Genomic DNA, 19,910 nt, shown 5'->3' on the forward strand with positions numbered 1-19,910 from the left:
ATATACATTGCTTGATTTTCGTATTCCTACAAGTATGCAAATTTCTTATGATCTTACTGAACAAGTTGAATCTTTGACTTTCTTACCCACCTCAGCAGTATGTTGGTAGTTAATATAAAGAGGAGATTTTTCTTAAGAGCCAATTCATCAATCAGCAGTTTGAAAAGTTAAATTGAAGATGAATTGGCTTAACCAAAATGGAATAATTACTTGAATTTTTAGCGCGGAGTAATCTCTTTATCTTCTTTGGATAAAGTGGGCAGCGATATTGAATCGCTCCCGATGCCGGAAGAGAAGGATTTTCGCGATTATATTCTGGTATTTCCCATCCCGAATATGCCACCGGTGTATGTGTATTTGAGTAAACCACCGGTGAAATTGTTTGAAGTAGATTTGTACAGAAATTTTGCAGGGCGACCAAGAAATGGAACACATGCAGATCATATGCCTTCGGCGGCTGCGGTTAGGGAGCATTTAAAGGGAAGATTCCCAGATGCAAGTAAGCGTGAAATAATGGATATGTCGAAAGATGTTGCCGCTATTATTATTCCTGCGGAAGTTCATCAAAAACTCAGTGCGACTTATGGAGGGAGAAATACTCTATTTCAGATACAGCAGGACTCAAAGGATTTGCGTTCAGCACTTGATAGGGATTTTAATGCAATAAAACCAGCATTAAAGGATTATGGGGCAACAGAAGGACAATTGGAAAAAGCGAGATTGAAAATGCATAAGATTAATCAGGAACAGAGGTTATACAAATAATGGCAGTTAATATTGAAGCGTTAATTAATTGTTTGGGAAAATCTTATCAGGAAATTTTTGACGAAGGGTTAATCCTTTATAAGACCAAGCCAACAGGTTTTCCCGGAGATTCTGATATATCTCTTGATATGGTTAAGGAAGGTGTTTTCTTATCATTTTTGCGGGAGAATAAAATACTCACTGAGATAACGTTAACTTTAATTGATCATAAACGACCTAATTTTATATTTCCAAATAAATTACCGTCTCCTTTAGTACCGTTAATGTTCCGGCAATGGATTCATGAACATTTTGGTGATCCTGAAAAATCACTTCCACCAAGAAAAAGGTTGACTAAAGAAATTGGCTGGACTGAGCTATATACGTTATTGGATTTTCGTATTCCAACCAGCATGCAGGTTGATTATGATCTACTAGAACAGGTCAGACTGGTGACATTCTTACCCACATCAGAAGTGCGTTGGTAATCAATAATAAATATGGGAGATTTATTTAATAGCCAATTCATTTACGAGCAGTTTGAAAAGTTAAATCGTAGATAAATTGGCTTAACCAAAATGGAATAATTACTTGAATTTTTAGCGCGGAGTAATCTCTTTATCTTCTTTGGATAAAATGGGCAGCGATATTGAATCGCTCCCGATGCCGGAAGAAAAGGATTTTCGCGATTATATTCTGGTGCTTCCCATCCCGAATATGCCGCCGGTGTATGTGTATTTAAGTAAACCGCCGGTGAAATTGTTTGAAGTAGATTTGTATAGAAACTTTGCGGGGCGACTGAGGAATGGAACACATGCAGATCATATGCCTTCGGCAGCGGCTGTGAGAGCTAAATTGAGGAAGTTATATCCAACCTTATCAATTTCTAAATTAAATGAAGACGCTAAGGATGTTGCTGCCATTATTATTCCGGCTGAGGTACATCAAAAGTTTAGTGCAACTTATGGAGGCCGAAACTCTCTGTCTCAAATAGAGCAAGATGCTAATGATTTGAGAGCGGCTGTAGATCGTGATTTTGATGCTATAAAACCAGCGTTGAAGCAGTATGGTGCAACAGAAGAGCAGCTTGAAGATGCTAGAGCTAAAATGCATAAGATTAACCAAGAACAGGAGTTATATAAATGACAGTCAATGTAGAGGCATTAATAAACAGTTTGGGTAAGCCTTATCAGGAAATTTTTGATGAGGGGTTAATCCCTTATAAGACTAAGCCAACAGGATACCCAGGAGATCCTGATATCACTTTGGATATGATTAAAGAGGGTATGTATTTGGCCTTTAAGAGGGATGGCAAAATTCTGTTTGCTATAGAGCTTCTTTTGCTTGATCAGAAGAAATCCTCCTACCAATTTCCTAATGAGTTGCCTTCTCCTTTGAAGACATTGATGTTCAGGCAATGGCTGCACGAACAATTAGGTAAACCAGAAAAGGCTCTTCCTCCGCGAAGAATTCTCAAGAAGGATGTTGGATGGACAGAGCTATATACGTTATTGGATTTTCGGATGCCGACTAGTATGCAGGTTGATTATGACCTGTTTGAGCGTGTTGAATCTGTAATGTTCTTGCTTACATCAGAAGTATGTTGGTAGTTAGTAATAGATGGGTGGTTATTATTGAAAGCCAATTCATTTGTGAGTAATTTGAAAAAACGAAATAGCAGATGGATTGGTTTAATCAAGAACATGAGTTGTGAAAACAATGGTAATAAACATTAAAGAGTTAATTAATAACTTGGGGCAGGCAGTAGAGCAACTAATTGAAAGGCAAATTATTATAGTTAATAAATTTGAATATTTGTTTGAAGGAGACGATGAATTTCTCTGTATACCAGAGGATGGATTAACGTTAGTTTTTGAAGATAAATCAAGGTTGTTAATCTCAGTCGGTATTACTCTAATTACATCTGGGCCAAGGATGAAGATTTATAGAGGTGAAATGCCGCCCCCATTTTCTACAGATCAGAAGGTGAGTAATATAACGTTTAAAAAAATTTGAGTGAAGTGTGATTTCTAATTATTTGTCTTGGGTAAAGTGGATAGCGATATTAAATCGCTGCCCGTAACGTAGGAAAAGGATTTCCGTGATTATATTTAGCTGATTTGCGTGTTAGAGGGTTGGTTTTTTCGCGGGGGAATATAGTCTTAGCTTAATCAAGAACAGAGGTTATATAGATAATGGCGATCAATGTTAATGCATTAATTAATAGTTTGGGGAAAACCTATCAGGGAATTTTTGATGAAGGTCTAATTCCTTATAAGAGTAAGCCTGGAGGAGATTCTGGTGACGATTATGTGTCGTTAGATATGCAGAAAGAGGGAATATTTCTGGCTTTTAACCGGACCAGCAAGAAATTAACACATGTCACGCTGACATTGATCGATGAAGAACGGTCCCGTTATGTTTACCCAAATCAATTGCCATCCCCTCGGGTTAGTCCAATGACGCGTACATTCAGTTTCTACCGATATCAACTCATCTCATAATGTTCCATATATAGGATATTATCACTATTAAAGTCTATAATGTCCTTTTAATTGGACGTTATCATGTGAAGTTGTGATTGGTATGTAATGTGCTTATAATTGCTCATTATAGATAATAATGGTTTTAATGTGTCATTATGGGAGTGTTATGATGTTACATGAAAAAACAGCTTCAGCAATTGCAGAAGAGTTGGGAGAGCGCTTGAAACAAGCTCGACTAAACAATGATCTGACTCAAGCTCAAGTTGCTGAGCTTTTAGGCGTCACAAGAAAAGCTGTACTGAATGCTGAAAAAGGTAAAGTCCAATTAGAGATTTTTGTTGCCATTATGGCAGCATTAAACTTAACCGAACAATTAGATCTTTTTCTTCCCAAACAAAGCATATCTCCTATCCAACTCGCTAAACTTCAAGGAAAAAAACGACAACGAGCATCTGGTCTTAGAAAAAACAATATTGAAGAGGATACACCAGGATGGTAATGGAAGTTATCAACGTAATTTACAATCAACATGAAGTTGGTGCGATGAGTTTTGACCCTAGTAAAAACTTGGGCTTATTTCAGTACGACCCTAGCTTTATCGCTAAAGGAATCGAACTGTCTCCGTTGAAAATGCCTCTGACAAATAAAATCTACAGTTTTCCAGAACTGGACTATCACACGTTTAAAGGGCTACCTGGATTGATTGCAGACTCACTGCCAGATGATTTTGGCAACGCTGTACTCAATGCATGGGTTGCAGCTCAAGGTAAATCTCCTAACGACATTACACCTTTGCAGCGACTTCAATATACTGGGAAAAGAGGGATAGGCGCTCTTGAATACGCACCAGCAACCAAAATGAGAAACCTTAATTCCTCAAAACAAGTAGAAATAGGTTCATTGGTTTCTATTGCCCAAGGAATTCTTGACTCTCGTGGCAATTTTACTGCTGAGTTGATTAATAGTGGTCAGGAAGATCGCGAGGCCATGATGTCACTACTTTCCGTGGGTATGAGTGCTGGCGGAGCCAGACCCAAAGCTGTATTAGCCTTTAATGAGGACTTTACTCAGGTTCGCTCTGGTCAAGTTGAAGTTCCTAATGGTTTTACTCATTATCTTATGAAATTTGATGGTGTCAGTGAGCACAACAAAAATCAGGAAACCTTTGGTGATCCACTAGGCTTTGGAGCAATGGAATATGTATACCATTTGTTGGCAAAAGATTGCGGTATAGACATGATGCCTTGCCGATTACTTCATGAAGGCAACAGGCGTCACTTTATCACACAACGTTTTGATCGTTTGGGGAATAAAAAAATCCATGTTCAAACATTAAATGGACTTGCTCACGTTGACTATAAAAAACCAGGTTCCTTTTCCTACGCAGAACTTTTCTTTGTTGCTAGGCAACTAAAACTATCGGCTAAGGCTGCTGAACAGCTACTAAGAAGAATGTGCTTTAATATCATTGCTAGAAATCATGATGATCACGCTAAAAACTTCGCGTTTATATTAAAAGGCAAAAAATGGGATTTGGCACCGGCTTACGATTTAGCCTACAGTTACAAGCCTGACAGTAGATGGGTTAACAGTCACTGGATGAGTTTAAACGGTAAAAGAGACAACTTCACTCGGCAAGATTTTTATTCATTGGAAAAACTAAGCCCACTGTTCACCAAAAAAATGGTCAATGGGATTATTGAGGAAACCATAGAAAAAGTCTCTGCCTGGAGTAAGGTAGCCGCTGATTTTGGTGTACCAAAATCGTTGATTGATCTAGTTGATATAAATTTGAGATTGAATATCTAATATTGAAATTCTTATTTTCGAAAACAAGCTATATACCCAATAGATTTCAAGATGCATCGCGACGGCAAGGGAGCGAATCCCCGGGAGCATAGATAACTATGTGACCGGGGTGAGTGAGTGCAGCCAACAAAGAGGCAACTTGAAATCTATTGGGTATAAGCCTATCGTAAATCAAACATCTTTCAATGATGACGATATACTAACAAGTTTGATTTACGACTCTGCATTTGCAAGGCTTGTTGCTTCAGGAACTTCAATTAATTTTCCTGACTTCACATCATAGATGTACCCATATATGGCGATACTTGCGGGTACAAGGGGATGAGTACGAATACGGTGAACATCTTCAATTAAACTATTAACTTGATTGTCAATGGTAAGCCATTTGATATATTTACCCTCAGGTGAACCGGCGCTGGTGCCGACTTCTTTAAATCCCTCATCTGTCATGATGACACTTTCTAGGCTGCTTTCCAGTAGATCGCCCATGATATTGTCTGTAAAAAGCTCCATCCCACAATGAGTATGATGAATGACAAACAACTCTTTTGTGCCGAAAAGTTTGTAAGAAATGATAAGTGAACGAATGGCATCATCACTGGCTCTTCCGCCTGCGTTACGAATAATATGGGCGTCGCCTTCAGATAAACCTGCAAATTTTGCCGGGTCTAACCTGGCATCCATACAAGTCAATATGGCAAATCGTCTGACAGCAGGTAACCCAAGGTTTTTTTTATCATCATCAAAAGTTGCTGCATATGCAATATTAGCATCACTTATTTCTTTGATAGCGTTGCTCATCCTCTCTCCTTTTTTCTGGTTTAGTTAGTTGTGATGTAAAGCAAAAGATAGAAAGAAAACTCAACTTCTTAATAAAGCCAGGATATTCATTTAATAAATGAATATGAGTCTGAAAATACGGTATGTATAAATAAAATTTATGAAAATATATACTCGTATCCTGGATACGGGTCAAGTGAAACAGAGTATTTTTTTGAAGGACAACGAATTTATTACTTACGGTTAAATTGATCGCTTTATACTTGTTATCTTTCAAGTTGCCTCTTTGTTGGCGGCACTCACTCACCCCTGCCACATAGTTATCTATGCTCCAGGGGGGCGTTCACTTGCCGTCGCGATGTATCTTGAAATCTATTGGGTATATTATTCCTGACTGAATGAAATTTAGCGCCTGTGGCAATCCCTGTATGAAATGGTGATACGAAATCACTGTTGCCAGTATATGTGGCAGTGGCTCGAAAAAGTGAAAGTGTTTTTGAATTCATTTTCCTATAGGAATAACCGAGAGTAATAAAATGGGGCGTGTCATAATTATGAAGAGTTATTTATTTTTCCTCTGTTTTGATAATAGAATCAAACAGCGTCGCTAATAGTTTTCGATTCCTATATGCTAACATGATTAGAAATTTTTTATTTTACAATTGCGAGTGTAATAAATAATAACGTGTGTAAATAATTTGATATTATATTTTCGAGGAGATATATGAAAAATGCAGCGCAAATTGTGAATGAGGCTTTAAATCAAGGAATTACTCTGTTTGTTGCTGATAACCGATTACAATACGAAACTAGCCGTGATAGTATTCCTGCTGAATTATTCAGTGAATGGAAAAATTATAAACAAGAGTTGATCGACTTCCTGAACCAGATCGATGAAAAAGAAGAAATTCAAACATATCAGTTACAGAATATCCAACGTGATGGCAATGCAGAACATTATCCACTCTCATTTGCTCAACAACGCCTGTGGTTTATCGATCAACTTACCGAAGGTAGCCCTCAATATAATTGTCCCGGATATTTGAGATTACGGGAGCAACTTAATTTCAACGCTTTTAAGGCTGCGGTAAAAACGTTGCTTGAACGCCATGAGGCATTACGTACCTATATTAAAATTATTGATAATGAGCCACGGCAAGTCGTAGCACATTCCTATGATTTACCTATTACATTACATGATCTGACAGCATTCTCTGAAACTGAGCAAGAATCTCAAGTCAAAAGATTTAGTAAAGAAGGGGATAACTTGGTTTTTAACCTCAGTACTGATTTGATGTTGCGTATTCGCTTGATAAAGCTGGCCGAAGATGATTATGTGATTATTTATACCATTCACCATATTGCCTGCGATAGCTGGTCAATAGAAATTTTTGTCAATGAACTTATCACCTTATATCGTGCGTATCATAAAGGAGAAATAGCCTCCTTACCGCCACTTAAAATTCAATATACCGACTATGCTCAATGGCAACGAAATTGGCTGCAAGGTGATATTCTCAAAAGACAATTGGATTATTGGCAAACCCAGTTATCAGGTATTTCTCCACTTCACCGTTTTCCACTGGATAACCCACGACCAGAGAAACAGAGTTTTGAGGGTCAGCTTAATGAACAACGTATTTCAAAGGATTTGACACAAGAGGTAAGAGCATTATGTCACCAACATGAAGTCACACTCTTCATGTTTCTGGAGACAGCCTTTGCTGTATTGTTGAGTCGTTACAGTAATGAAAAAGATATTCTGGTTGGAACACCACTCGCAGGGAGAAGACACCATGATATTGAGCCTCTGATTGGCTTTTTTGTAAACTCTCTGGTGATCAGAACGGATTTATCCGGCCAGCCTACTTTCAGTGAGTTATTAAAGCAGAACAGTCGTACTATCCTGGATGCTTATGCACACCAAGATTTGCCATTTCAAATGCTGGTAGAAAAAATAAGTCCGGGACGAAACTTAAATTATAACCCTATATTCCAAATCGCGTTTACTTTGGAGAATACTCAGTGTGATATGACACTGGTGCGGGATAATAATATTGAGTTTGAAGAACGTCTGCTTTTGAAAGTCCGATTTGATTTGGAAATTCATGTTTATGAAAAAGAGGAAGGAGGATTATCCCTTTTATGGGTTTATGACAGCAGCTTATTCAGAAATATAACTATTGAAAGATTACTCGCCAATTATGAAACCTTGCTTGCTAATATTGTTAGTGTAATGAAGCCATGTATTGGTTCCGATCTAATATACAGGGAACCCTCTGTTCATGACATTCCACTATTAGCAGAGACTGAAATACATACTTTATTACATGAATGGAATGGCCTACCGGATCATAGCCAGTATGGTGGCTGTTTTCACGAACTGTTTGAGGAACAAGTTGCTCGATATCCCGAAAAAACAGCCGTTGTTTTTGACGGCAATTCCTTAAGTTATCGGGAGCTAAATAAACAAGCTAACCAACTCGCTCACTATTTGATAGAACAAAAGATTAAACCAGAAACATTGGTCGCGCTCTGTATTCCTCGTGCAATACGTGCCGTAGTCGCGCTACTGGGAATTATTAAAGCAGGGGGAGCTTATTTGCCGTTAGATCCCAGCTATCCGAAACCTCGTCTTCAATATATGTTAGAACATAGTGAAGCTGAGTTCATTCTGACTGAAACAAATCTGGTAGAAAAACTCCCAATCGGCCAGCAGAAAGTCGTCTGTTTGGATACGGAGACAATGCAATCACAATTGCAGCACATGCCTACGGACAATATCGCTGAACGCCCATTCCCAATAACGGAAAATAATCTGGCTTACGTCATTTATACCTCTGGTTCTACCGGTAAACCGAAAGGGGTTATGTTGGAACATAAGGGATGGGTAAATCTGGCACTTTCACAGGCGGGTTTATTTGGTGTTGATTCATACAGCCGGGGATTGCAGTTCGCTTCCTGGAGCTTTGATGCCATGATCTTAGAAATATCTATGACACTGGCGTATGGAGCCGCACTTTATTTAATTTCAGAAACCCAACAGCACACTCCTGAATATTTGGATGAGTTAGTTGATAAACACCAGATTACCCATGCTGTATTACCTCCTGCTTTGCTGCCTTATTTGGACTTTAACAAATGGCGTTCCGTTTCAACTTTACTTTTAGCGGGTGAAGCAGTACCACCACAAATTGCTGTTCGTTGGTCACAGGGTAGAAAACTGTTTAACGTCTATGGCCCGACAGAGTGTACTGCCATTGTGACTGCGGGCTTATTAACTGATGACAAAATTACGATTGGGAAACCATTGCCTAATACCGTTATCCGTATTCTTGATCCATCAGGCAATTTAGTTCCTATTGGTGTGGCGGGGGAATTATGTATTGGCGGCATCCAACTGGCACGTGGATATTTGAATGCTCCCGAAACAAACGCAACGAAATTTATGACTGATTTGACGGGTAAATCCCAATCCCAACGTTTATACCGAACGGGAGATTTAGCCCGTTGGTTGCCTGACGGTAGTGTGGAATTTATTGGCCGGATTGACTCTCAAGTCAAGATTAGAGGATTTAGGATTGAATTGGGAGAAATCGAAACGACACTGGTCGGACATGACGCCTTAAGTAGTGCCGCGGTTATTACTTATGGGAACGATAAGAGATTGATTGCCTATGTTTGTCCAACCAAAGACTGGCTGGATAAAAACGGGCTGAAATTTAATACCGACAACCCTTCTCAATCCTCCGCTATTAAAGCTGAACTTTCTGAGCTACTTGAATCAGTACTGAAAAAACAATTACCAGAATACATGGTTCCAAGCCTTTATATTCCGCTAGAGCGGATGCCACTCTCGTTAAATAACAAAGTGGACAAAAAAGCGTTGCCTGTTCCAAATGAAAATGATTTCCGCCAACAAAATTATGTCGCGCCAAGAAATGAAGTGGAGAAAAAAATCAGTCAATTATGGCAAGAGGTGTTGGGCGTGAGTCAAGTCAGCATTTATGACAATTTTTTCATGTTGGGTGGTCACTCTCTTCAGGCAACCCGTCTTATCAGCTTAATACGCAATGATCTAAACATTGAAATGCCGTTGAGCAGTGTCTTTGAGCATCCAACACTTGAGCGATTAGCACGAATCGCCACGATTCATCAGGTTAAAGAAAAGAGCAAACATCTCCAGGCTGGGCAAGAGACAACACAGGAACTATTGGAAGGCGATATATGAAAAATGCGGCACAAATTATCAATGAAGCTTTAAATCAAGGGATTACTCTGTTTGTGATTGATAACAAACTGAAATATAAAACCAGCCGAGACAGCATTCCTCCGGAACTGCTCAGTGAATGGAAGCAATATAAACAAGAATTGATTGATTTCCTCAAGCAAATCGATTCAGAAGAGGATACGGACGCTCACCGACTGCAAGGTATTCCGCGTTATGAGCGTGCAGAACATTACCCACTTTCATTTGCTCAGCAGCGTTTGTGGTTAATCGATCAACTTACCGAAGGCAGCCCTCAGTATAACTGTACAGGTGATTTCAGATTGAGAGAGCCGCTCAATCTCAAAGCTTTTGAGGCTGCAATAGCAACATTGCTTGAACGCCATGAATCGCTGCGTACTTATTTCAAAATTATTGATAATGAGCCACGGCAGGTTATCGCTACTGCTTATGATTTGCCGATTACAATCCATGATCTGTCTACACTTTCAGAATTTGAGCAGAAACAACAGCTTAAACAACTCGGTGAGCAAGAGTGGAAACAAGCTGTTAATCTCAGCACTGACCTGATGCTACGTATTCGGTTGCTAAAATTAACCGATGATGATTATTTTATTCTCTATACGATTCATCATATCGCTTGTGATGGCTGGTCGCTGGCAATCTTTATCAGCGAGCTGCTGACATTATATCGCGCTTATTGCCAAGGTGAGGGTAATCCTCTGCCGCCTTTACCCGTTCAATATACTGATTATTCTCAGTGGCAACGGGACTGGCTGCAAGGGGATATTCTGCAAAAACAACTGGATTACTGGCAAAACCAATTATCAGGTATTTCTCCCCTTCACCGTTTTCCATTGGATAATCCACGACCAGAAAAACAAAATTTTGAAGGGAATGTTCATCCACAACGTATTTCAAAAGCGTTGACCCAAGAAATTCGAGCACTGTGCGCCAAACATGAAGTGACATTATTTATGTTTCTGGAAACGGCTTTTGCTGTGTTGTTGAGTCGTTACAGTAGTGAAAAGGATATTCTGGTTGGCATGCCGCTTGCAGGCCGAAGACACCGTGACACTGAGGCTTTGATTGGATTTTTCGTCAATTCATTGGTGATAAGAACGGATTTATCCGGTCAGCCTACATTCAGTGAACTATTAAAACAGAATAGTCGTACGATCCTGGATGGTTATGCACATCAAGACCTGCCTTTTGAGATGCTGGTGGAGAAAATCAGTCCAGAACGGAATTTAAATTATAATCCTATTTTCCAGATCATGTTTGCAGTACAGAATAATCAACGAGATACAACGCTGGAGCAGGATAGCATTGTTACATCTAAAGAACGTTCTCTTCTGACCACCCGATTCGATTTGGAAGTCCATATTTATGAAGAAGACGAAGGTGAGTTATCCATTGGATGGATCTCTGACACCAGCCTGTTCAGAAATGCGACCATTAACAGATTAATCGCCAATTACGAAATTTTGCTGACTAATATTGTTGATGTGATGAAACATCATGCTGGTATCAGCGAGCCGTCTGTTCATGACATTCCATTATTGGCAGATGCTGAACGGAATACCTTACTGCATGAATGGAGCGGGCCACAAATTCCTTATCCGACCGGGAAATGTTTCCATCAACTCTTCGAAGAGCGGGTATCACAATACCCTGAAAAAAATGCACTGATTTTGGGCAATGACACCCTGAGCTATCAGTCATTAAATGAGCAAGCTAACCAATTGGCGCACTATCTGCTTGAACAAGGGATTATACCGGACACGTTGGTCGCACTTTGCATACCAAGGTCATTACAAGCGGTTGTGGCATTATTGGGTATTCTTAAAGCGGGTGGCGCTTATGTACCGTTAGACCCCAGTTATCCGCAAGCCCGCCTCCAATATATGTTGGATCACAGTGAAGTCGAATTCATCCTGACCGAAACTCATCTGGTTGAAAAACTGCCAATTAGCCAGCAGAAAGTGATTTGTCTGGACACAGAGATAGTCCAGTCTCAGCTACAACATATGCCTACGGATAATATTACTGAGCGCCCACTTCCGCTCACGGAAAATCATCTGGCTTACGTGATTTATACTTCCGGCTCTACCGGTAAACCGAAAGGGGTGATGCTGGAACATAAAGGGTGGGTTAATCTGGCATTCTCGCAAGCAGATTTATTTGGCATTGACTCACATTGCCGGGTGTTGCAGTTTGCCTCCTGGAGTTTTGACGCCATGATCTTAGAGATGTCTATGACATTGGCCTATGGCGCAATACTCTATTTGATTACCGAAACCCAACGGCGTTCCCCTGAACTGCTGGATGAAGTGGTTGAAAAACATCAGATAACCCATGCTGTACTACCACCCGCGCTGCTTCCTCATCTGAATTTTAATAAGTGGCGTTCTGTCTCAACTTTGCTGTTGGCGGGTGAAGCAGTACCACCGCAGATTGCTGTTCGTTGGTCACAGAATAGAAAACTGTTTAACGTCTATGGCCCGACAGAATGTACATCCATTGTCACCACAGCGTTACTTACTGACGAGAAGATTACGATTGGAAAACCGTTGCCTAACGTTGTAATGCGTATTCTTGATCCGGAAGGTAATTTGGCTCCGATGGGCGTTATCGGGGAACTGCATATTGGCGGCGTTCAGTTAGCACGTGGTTACCGAAATTCACCGGAAATCACAGCAAGGCAGTTTATCCGAGATCCATTCAGCCCACACTCAACGGATGGCAGGGAAAACAGGCTTTATCGAACTGGCGATTTAGTACGCTGGACACCGGATGGTCAGTTGGAGTTTATCGGTCGGGTTGACTCTCAGGTTAAGATCCGTAGTCACCGTATAGAGTTGGGTGAAATCGAGACAGTTTTGTCCGGGCATGATGCTTTAAGTAGTGCTGTTGTGATCGCTTATGGTCAAGATGAAGACAAAAAACTCATTGCGTATGTTTGCCCAAGTACAGAGTGGTTAGGTGAAAAAGCGGTTGAGTTTAACGCAAGCAGCGTTGAGAACTGGACAGAAATTTTTGATGAGCAGTACCGTCAACCCACAACGGAGAGTACTCGAAAAGAGAGCACTCAGAAAAAAAATAGCAGTAATGTAGTCGCATCAGACAGTGATTTCGGTGGCTGGATGAACAGCTATACTGAACAACCGGTTGCCCTTGAACAAATGGAGGAATGGTTAGCAGGAATTATGCACAGGATTAAAGCCTTGCATCCTCATCGCTTACTGGAAATCGGTTGTGGTACCGGATTATTGCTGTATCGCTATGCTGAACAGTGCGAATCAGTGGTGGCGACCGATATTTCGGCTGAGGTTTTAAATCGGCATCAACATATTCTGCAACAACGTGGCTGGTCACATGTGCAGCTCAGAAGAGGAGATGCACTCAATTTAGGAACATTGAGTGCTGATGAATTTGATACTGTCGTGATTAACTCTGTTGTCCAATATTTTCCCAATGTTCAATATCTGGAAAAAGTACTTGAACAGTTAATACCGGCGGTTGAAGCGGGCGGGAAAATTTTGCTGGGAGATATCCGCAATTTAGATTTATTAACCGCCCATGCTACAGCGATAGAGCAAAGTCATCTTAACGGGCAGCGTATTCAGGTAGGGACGCTGGCGAACCGTATTCAGCGGCGTTTACAACAAGAACCCGAGTTTTTACTTAGTCCAACTTATTTTGCCCAATTACCGGAGCGTTACCCTGAAATTGGCCGGGTTGATATTCTGGTTAAACGTGGCATCGGCGACAATGAAATGTTGCGTTATCGTTACGATGTCATATTGCATAAAAGCGATGAAAACACCAAATCTTGTCATGAGTTGCTTTTAAATTGGCATAATTTTGATTCTTTTGAAAGTCTGCGTAATTTGTTGCAGATGGGCGCAGAGGATATATTGGGTGTTTCAGGTATCCCCAATGCTAGAATTAAAGATGACCTCACTTTAGCAGAAGGGTTGCGTCACTGGTCTGCCAATCAGATAATGACGCCACCAGCAAATACCGGTAGTTTCTCCTCACAGGCATTACAACAGGTTCAGGAATTCGAATCATTACTGCAATACGCTGAACAATGTGGTTATCAATGCGGCATTACATGGTCACAACAGCAACTTGATTTGCTGGATGTGATTTTTAGTCGTGGAGAGTTACCGCCTGTACAAGCACGTACTGACTACAATCAAACCCATTTAGCTAATTATCCGCAAATTTCGGCCATTAGTGGGGAACTTTCAGAATTACTCGAATTCGCGCTGAAACAGCAATTGCCAGAATATATGGTTCCTGGTCTTTATATTCCTTTGGAACGAATGCCACTCACGTTAAATAATAAAGTGGATAAAAAAGCGTTACCGATCCCAAATGAAGAAGATTTACGCCGACAGAATTATGTGGCGCCAAGAAATGAAATGGAAATTAAGATCGGTCAGTTGTGGAAGCGATTATTGAATGTCAGTCAAGTCGGCATCTATGACAATTTCTTTACATTGGGTGGACATTCACTTCAGGCAACCCGCCTTATTAGTTCAATACGTAACGAATTAGAAATAGAAGTTCCGTTGAGAAGTGTTTTTGAACACCCGACACTTGAGCAGCTATCACAGATTGTCACTATTCATCTTATCAAAGAAAAAAGAAAACGTTTCCAGGCTGGGAAAGAGACAGCGCAAGAACTATTGAAGGGTGAGATATGAGAAATGCCGCGCGAATTATTAATGAGTCTTTAGAGCAGGGAATTACTCTGTTCGTTACTGATAACCGTTTACAATACGAGACGAGTCGCGGCAGTATTCCACCAGCCTTGCTCAGTGAATGGAAACAGCATAAACAGGAGTTGATTGATTTTCTGAACCAGCTCGATTCAGAAGAGCAAACTCATTACTTTTTGCAAGATATTCAGCGTGATGGCAAAGCGGAACATTATCCGCTTTCATTTCCCCAACAACGACTATGGTTTATTGATCAACTGGATGGAGGCAGTCCCCAATATAACTGTATGGGGGATTTCAGGCTGAGGGAATTCATTAACATAAAGGCGTTTGAATCAGCCGTTAAGGCATTACTTGAACGCCATGAAGTCCTGCGTACCTATTTTAAAATCATCAATAACGAACCGCGGCAATTTATTGCCGCTGATTATGATTTACCGATTACACATCATGATTTATCTGCGTTGTCTGAAACTGAAAAAAACGATCAGGTAAAACAACTTAGTAAGGAAGAAGAGAATCTGATTTTTAACCTTAGCGCGGACCTGATGTTGCGCATCCGGTTAATAAAATTGGCAGCAGATGATTATCTTATTATTTATACGATACATCATATCGCCTTCGATGGCTGGTCGATGGCAATATTTCTCCATGAATTTTTCACGTTATACAAAGCTTATAGTCAGGGTAAAGCAAATCCACTACCGCCGCTGAGAATTCAATATGCCGATTATGCCCAGTGGCAACAGGGTTGGCTGCAAGATGATGTGCTGAAAAAACAACTGACATACTGGCAGAATCAGTTAGCCGGAATTTCATCCGTCCACCGTGTACCGCTGGATAATCCACGTCCGGAAAAACAAAATATCGAGGGGCGGCTTCATCTGCAGCGCATTTCAGCACATCTTACCCAGGCAATCAGAGCATTATGTGCCAAACATAAAGTTACACTATTTATGTTCCTGGAAACGGCTTTTACCGTATTGCTGAGCCGCTATAGCAATGAGAAAGATATTCTGGTTGGAACCGTTATTGCCGGCAGACAACATCCTGATATTGAACCTCTGATCGGTTTTTTTGTTAATTCATTGGTTATCAGAACAGATTTATCCGGTCAGCCGACGTTCAGTGAATTATTAAAACAAAACAGCCGTACCGTCCTGGATGCTTATGAACATCAAGCTTTGCCGTTTGAGATGTTGGTGGAAAAGCTCAGCCCGGAACGGAACCTAAACCATAATCCTATCTTCCAAATCATGTTTGCAGTACAGAATAACCGACGTGACGCAATACTGGGACAGGATGATATTATTGAACTCGGAGATAATTTATTTAGAACAACCCGGTTTGATTTGGAAATTCATGTTTTTGAAGAAGAGCAGACAGGCGAATTATCTATAGTATGGATTTCAAATACCAGTCTGTTTTATAGCAGTACCATTGAAAGATTTATCGCTAATTACGCAACCTTGCTTTCTGGCATTGTTGAGGTAATGACAGATGATTCAGTCAATAAAGCGCCCTCCATTCATGAACTCCCATTATTGGCAGAAGCTGAAAAGCATACCTTACTGCATGAATTAAATGGGCCACAGAACCATTACCCACAAGGGCGCTGCTTCCATGAGTTGTTTGAAGAGCAGGAGGCGCTGAATCCTGAAAAAACCGCGCTGGTTTTTGGTGAAGAGGCTTTAAGTTATCAGGCGGTTAATGCTCAGGCCAATCAGTTGGCGCATTACCTGATTGAGCAGGGTATCCAGCCAGATATTCTGGTGGCAATTTGCCTTCCCCGGTCATTGCAAACGGTGATTGCACTGCTGGGTATCCTCAAAGCTGGTGGAGCCTATGTGCCTTTGGATGCCAGTTATCCGCAAGCCCGCCTGCAATACATGCTGGAGCACAGCGGGGCTGAATTTATCCTGACCGAAACAGCGTTGGTTGATAAATTACCTGTCAGTCAGCAACGCGTTATCTGTCTGGATGCCGAAACAGTACAGTCATATGTGCAAAACCTGCCTACCGACAATATCGTTCATCGTTCAGTGCCCCTGACAGAAAATCATCTGGCCTATGTCATTTATACCTCTGGCTCTACCGGCCGGCCAAAGGGGGCGATGCTGGAGCACAAGGGTTGGGTGAATCTGGCACAAGCACAAGCCGCGTTATTTGGTGCGGATGCTGATATTCGCGGGTTGCAGTTTGCTTCCTGGAGCTTCGACGCCGCAGTGTTGGAAATGGCAATGACCCTGGCCTATGGCGCTACATTGTATTTGATTTCAGAAACACATCGCCGCTCGCCTGAATGGTTGGATGAGATGGTTGAAAAATACCACATTACCCATGCCGTACTCCCGCCGGCGCTGTTGCCTCATTTGGATTTCAACAAATGGCGCACAGTTTCAACCTTGTTGCTGGCAGGGGAAGCTGTGGCGCCGCATATTGCCGCGCAGTGGTCGCAGGGCAGAAAGCTGTTTAACGTTTATGGCCCAACAGAGTGTACTTCGATTGTGACTTCCGCCTTACTAACAGCAAATAAGCGAGTGACGATTGGAAAACCGTTGCCGAATACCGTGATGCGAATCCTGAATTCCGACGGTAATCTGGCGCCTCTTGGGGCTGTCGGGGAACTGCATATCGGCGGCATTCAACTGGCGCGTGGTTACCGGAATGCGCCGGATATCACAGAAAAACAGTTTATCCGAGATCCTTTCAGTACCAACCCGGCAGACCGACTTTACTGTACGGGTGATTTAGTACGCTGGACGCTGGAAGGTGAGTTGGAGTTCATTGGCCGCCGGGATTCGCAGGTTAAAATTCGCAGCCATCGCATTGAATTGGGGGAAATCGAGTCGGTGTTGGCGGGGCAGGAGATTTTAAGTAATGCAGCCGTGATCGTTGATGGTCATGACAGTGAGGAAAGGAAACTCATTGCTTATGTTTGCCCGAGTACGAATTGGCTGGCGGAGAAAGCTGCCGCTTTTAATGCCGATTACAGCCAAACGCATTTAGCTGATTATCTGCAACTTCCTGCCATTAGAGGAGAACTTGCAGAGCTACTGGAATCCGCCTTGAAAAAACAGCTGCCTGACTATATGGTGCCCAGTCTCTATATCCCATTGGAACGTATTCCACTGAATTTGAACAATAAAGTAGATAAAAAAGCGTTACCTATTCCGGATGAAAATGACTTACGTCGTCAGGCTTATATCGCACCGAGAGATGAAATTGAGGAAAAACTTTGTCAGTTATGGCAAGAAAATCTAAAAATTAATCAAATTGGTATTTATGATAATTTCTTCTCACTCGGTGGTCACTCACTCTTGGCAGTTAAGATAACCGCTGCTATAAGAAATACGTTAACCAATCATTTCAGTATGCATCAGCTATTTACAAATCCAACCATTGCACAGATTGCCAGTGTGATTCGTCACAGTTATAAGCACGAAATATCCGCATCGAAGACAACCCTCAATATATCTGATCACAATACATTTGATGGAAAAATGCCTATTTCATATTGTCAGAAAATGTATTGGTATTTTGTCCAAGAAGCGTTGTTGGAGGACAGTTTCCATGTACCCATTACTTTGCTGATGGAGGGAGAACTGAATCACAGTGCGTTGGAAAAAAGTTTAAATACCATCTTGGAACGACATGAAAGTTTACGTTTTAAGTTTTATCAAGAAAATGAGCAGATTTTCATGCAGCCTGATAACAATATGAAAATCAATCTTCAAGTTATTGAAGCGTTACCAAGAGGAATCGAGAGAGAACAAATTATTATTGAAATTAACAATCTCTGGGAAGAGAAATTAAGAACACCTTTTGATGTTTATAATGGCCCGTTAATCAAGACATTCCTACTGCCTGTTTCGGAAACAATCACGGTATTATTGATTGATGTACACCATATTATCTCCGATGGATGGTCTATCAATATCATTATGAATGAGTTTAAACAGTTATATACCGCTTATTCACAGGGGCAAGAAAGCACATTGCCACCCGTTGCCATGCAATATTCTGGTTATGTTTATGAGTTGCAAGAAATCCATGCGACTGAGGCGGCTAAAAAACAAATTAAATTCTGGCAACAACAATTTGCTGATGTTAATCCAGAACGCGATTTTCCAGTTTCTTTCAGAAAACATCTGGCTTCAAAATATCGGTCTCATACCCGTCATATCAAAATACCTGATTCTCTGGATAAAGCTGTTTTGCAATATTGTGAGACTCATAAAATCACACCTTATATGTTATTTATGGCTTTGTTCCACACTTGTCTTTTTATGCACTCCGGTGAATCACAACATATTGTTACCTCACCAAAAGCTGACCGAACTCGCATAGAAAGCCATCAAACAATAGGATTATTCTTGGGTGACTTGATAGTAAAATCCAATATCAATAAGGAAATGAGCCTACAAGGAATTATTAAGCAGGTTAGCCAGTCTATTCATCGCGCCATAGAGAATTCTAATATCCACATGTCTGTCGTGATTGACGTGGTGGGAGAAAAGGCGAGGGAGGGTATATTTAACGTTCTGTTTAACTATTTGGATGCACAAAATTTCTATGATTTTATCGACGTGTCTAAAGATGAAAAATTATCATTGCCAAATCTTGATGTGGAAGTGATAGATACCGAAATAATACCCTTTGAATCACTTGGGATGAATTTCTTATATTTGCTACAAAATATCAGTTGTGAACTCAATTACAACCCGGAACTGTATACAGAAGCAGTCATTGATAAGATGGCTACATATTATGAACGACTGCTAAACGTCATCGTATCCGGCCAAGAAAAAGAGAGTATCAGTCAGTTTTATGACTAAATTTTTCTGAGATATAAAGAGATTGGCCTCAGGAATGAGGCTAATCGTGACATCTGTTTCATGATTTATACCCTATAGATTTCAAGGTACATCGCGACGGCAAGGGAAAGAATCCCTGGGAGCAGTATCTTCCGTGTTTTCTCCTGCTACTTATTTAACTGAACTTTATCATGAAGCCCTCAATGTTCACATGGACAATATCTCCAGTCTTATCGTGATTTTTCGGAATTTAATATATCTAATTCCCCATTAACAGCAGTAAATAACTGATCGCCGATCACATTTTGCACTA

13 protein-coding genes and 1 pseudogene are annotated in these 19,910 nt (G+C 40.8%); 13 read left to right on the forward strand and 1 reads right to left on the reverse strand.

Annotated elements, in window-relative coordinates:
• The first annotated feature begins 7 nt into the window (after positions 1–7).
• The 9 genes from BO26_RS24225 to BO26_RS16600 all read left to right on the forward strand — a co-directional run bounded on the left by BO26_RS24225 (position 8) and on the right by BO26_RS16600 (position 5,039).
• Positions 8–109 (forward strand): DUF6392 family protein, encoded by a 102-nt coding sequence (locus BO26_RS24225; protein WP_420864709.1) that lies wholly within the window; start codon positions 8–10, stop codon positions 107–109.
• 146 nt (positions 110–255) lie between these two features.
• Positions 256–765 carry an S-type pyocin domain-containing protein gene (locus BO26_RS16565; protein ID WP_051691023.1) on the forward strand — a complete coding sequence of 170 codons (510 nt, stop codon included), beginning with the start codon at positions 256–258 and terminating at the stop codon, positions 763–765.
• A complete protein-coding gene (locus BO26_RS16570; protein ID WP_036773378.1) occupies positions 765–1,232 on the forward strand; it encodes a DUF6392 family protein in 468 nt (155 codons plus the stop codon). Before BO26_RS16565 ends, BO26_RS16570 begins: the two co-directional genes overlap by 1 nt.
• Positions 1,233–1,380: 148 nt before the next feature.
• Entirely contained in the window at positions 1,381–1,890 is a 510-nt protein-coding gene (locus BO26_RS16575) for an S-type pyocin domain-containing protein (RefSeq protein WP_051691024.1), read from the forward strand.
• On the forward strand, positions 1,887–2,354 hold the full coding sequence (locus BO26_RS16580) for a DUF6392 family protein (RefSeq protein ID WP_036773380.1): 468 nt from the start codon (positions 1,887–1,889) through the stop codon (positions 2,352–2,354). The genes BO26_RS16575 and BO26_RS16580 overlap by 4 nt, the downstream gene beginning before the upstream one ends.
• 109 nt (positions 2,355–2,463) lie before the next feature.
• Positions 2,464–2,760, forward strand: coding sequence for a DUF6392 family protein (locus BO26_RS16585; protein WP_236637490.1), 297 nt, complete (start codon positions 2,464–2,466; stop codon positions 2,758–2,760).
• A gap of 179 nt (positions 2,761–2,939) precedes the next feature.
• Positions 2,940–3,248: a DUF6392 family protein gene (locus BO26_RS16590; RefSeq protein WP_051691025.1), complete on the forward strand. Its 309-nt coding sequence runs from the start codon at positions 2,940–2,942 to the stop codon at positions 3,246–3,248.
• A 148-nt stretch (positions 3,249–3,396) separates the two neighbouring features.
• Positions 3,397–3,729, forward strand: coding sequence for a helix-turn-helix transcriptional regulator (locus BO26_RS16595; protein WP_476742071.1), 333 nt, complete (start codon positions 3,397–3,399; stop codon positions 3,727–3,729).
• On the forward strand, positions 3,729–5,039 hold the full coding sequence (locus BO26_RS16600; RefSeq protein ID WP_236637489.1) for a type II toxin-antitoxin system HipA family toxin: 1,311 nt from the start codon (positions 3,729–3,731) through the stop codon (positions 5,037–5,039). The genes BO26_RS16595 and BO26_RS16600 overlap by 1 nt, the downstream gene beginning before the upstream one ends.
• Positions 5,040–5,252: 213 nt before the next feature.
• On the opposite strand, the gene BO26_RS16605 is transcribed toward BO26_RS16600, so the two are convergent.
• The gene (locus BO26_RS16605) at positions 5,253–5,840 is read right to left on the reverse strand and encodes a beta-class carbonic anhydrase (RefSeq protein WP_036773383.1); all 588 of its coding nucleotides are present in this window, start codon (positions 5,838–5,840) and stop codon (positions 5,253–5,255) included.
• A gap of 388 nt (positions 5,841–6,228) precedes the next feature.
• Between BO26_RS16605 and BO26_RS22840 the strand changes: the two are divergent.
• The 4 genes and pseudogenes from BO26_RS22840 to BO26_RS16625 form a co-directional block, all read left to right on the forward strand.
• Positions 6,229–6,351 (forward strand): annotated as a pseudogene (locus BO26_RS22840) (IS630 family transposase); the annotation flags it as partial.
• 192 nt (positions 6,352–6,543) lie between these two features.
• The gene (locus BO26_RS16615) at positions 6,544–10,050 is read left to right on the forward strand and encodes a non-ribosomal peptide synthetase (protein WP_081861930.1); all 3,507 of its coding nucleotides are present in this window, start codon (positions 6,544–6,546) and stop codon (positions 10,048–10,050) included.
• On the forward strand, positions 10,047–14,765 hold the full coding sequence (locus BO26_RS16620; protein WP_036773386.1) for a non-ribosomal peptide synthetase: 4,719 nt from the start codon (positions 10,047–10,049) through the stop codon (positions 14,763–14,765). The genes BO26_RS16615 and BO26_RS16620 overlap by 4 nt, the downstream gene beginning before the upstream one ends.
• On the forward strand, positions 14,762–19,618 hold the full coding sequence (locus BO26_RS16625) for a non-ribosomal peptide synthetase (RefSeq protein WP_036773389.1): 4,857 nt from the start codon (positions 14,762–14,764) through the stop codon (positions 19,616–19,618). The genes BO26_RS16620 and BO26_RS16625 overlap by 4 nt, the downstream gene beginning before the upstream one ends.
• The last annotated feature ends 292 nt before the right edge of the window (positions 19,619–19,910 follow it).

Source organism: Photorhabdus australis DSM 17609 (assembly GCF_000711895.1).
GTDB classification, from domain to species: Bacteria; Pseudomonadota; Gammaproteobacteria; order Enterobacterales; family Enterobacteriaceae; genus Photorhabdus; species Photorhabdus australis.

Coding starts and splice junctions, on each gene's coding strand:
- BO26_RS16590 (WP_051691025.1), top strand. CDS start 2,940: ATGGCGATCAATGTTAATGCATTAATTAATAGTTTGGGGAAAACCTAT.
- BO26_RS16580 (WP_036773380.1), top strand. CDS start 1,887: ATGACAGTCAATGTAGAGGCATTAATAAACAGTTTGGGTAAGCCTTAT.
- BO26_RS16625 (WP_036773389.1), top strand. CDS start 14,762: ATGAGAAATGCCGCGCGAATTATTAATGAGTCTTTAGAGCAGGGAATT.
- BO26_RS16585 (WP_236637490.1), top strand. CDS start 2,464: ATGGTAATAAACATTAAAGAGTTAATTAATAACTTGGGGCAGGCAGTA.
- BO26_RS16620 (WP_036773386.1), top strand. CDS start 10,047: ATGAAAAATGCGGCACAAATTATCAATGAAGCTTTAAATCAAGGGATT.
- BO26_RS16600 (WP_236637489.1), top strand. CDS start 3,729: ATGGAAGTTATCAACGTAATTTACAATCAACATGAAGTTGGTGCGATG.
- BO26_RS16595 (WP_476742071.1), top strand. CDS start 3,397: ATGATGTTACATGAAAAAACAGCTTCAGCAATTGCAGAAGAGTTGGGA.
- BO26_RS16575 (WP_051691024.1), top strand. CDS start 1,381: ATGGGCAGCGATATTGAATCGCTCCCGATGCCGGAAGAAAAGGATTTT.
- BO26_RS16605 (WP_036773383.1), bottom strand. CDS start 5,840: ATGAGCAACGCTATCAAAGAAATAAGTGATGCTAATATTGCATATGCA.
- BO26_RS16615 (WP_081861930.1), top strand. CDS start 6,544: ATGAAAAATGCAGCGCAAATTGTGAATGAGGCTTTAAATCAAGGAATT.
- BO26_RS16570 (WP_036773378.1), top strand. CDS start 765: ATGGCAGTTAATATTGAAGCGTTAATTAATTGTTTGGGAAAATCTTAT.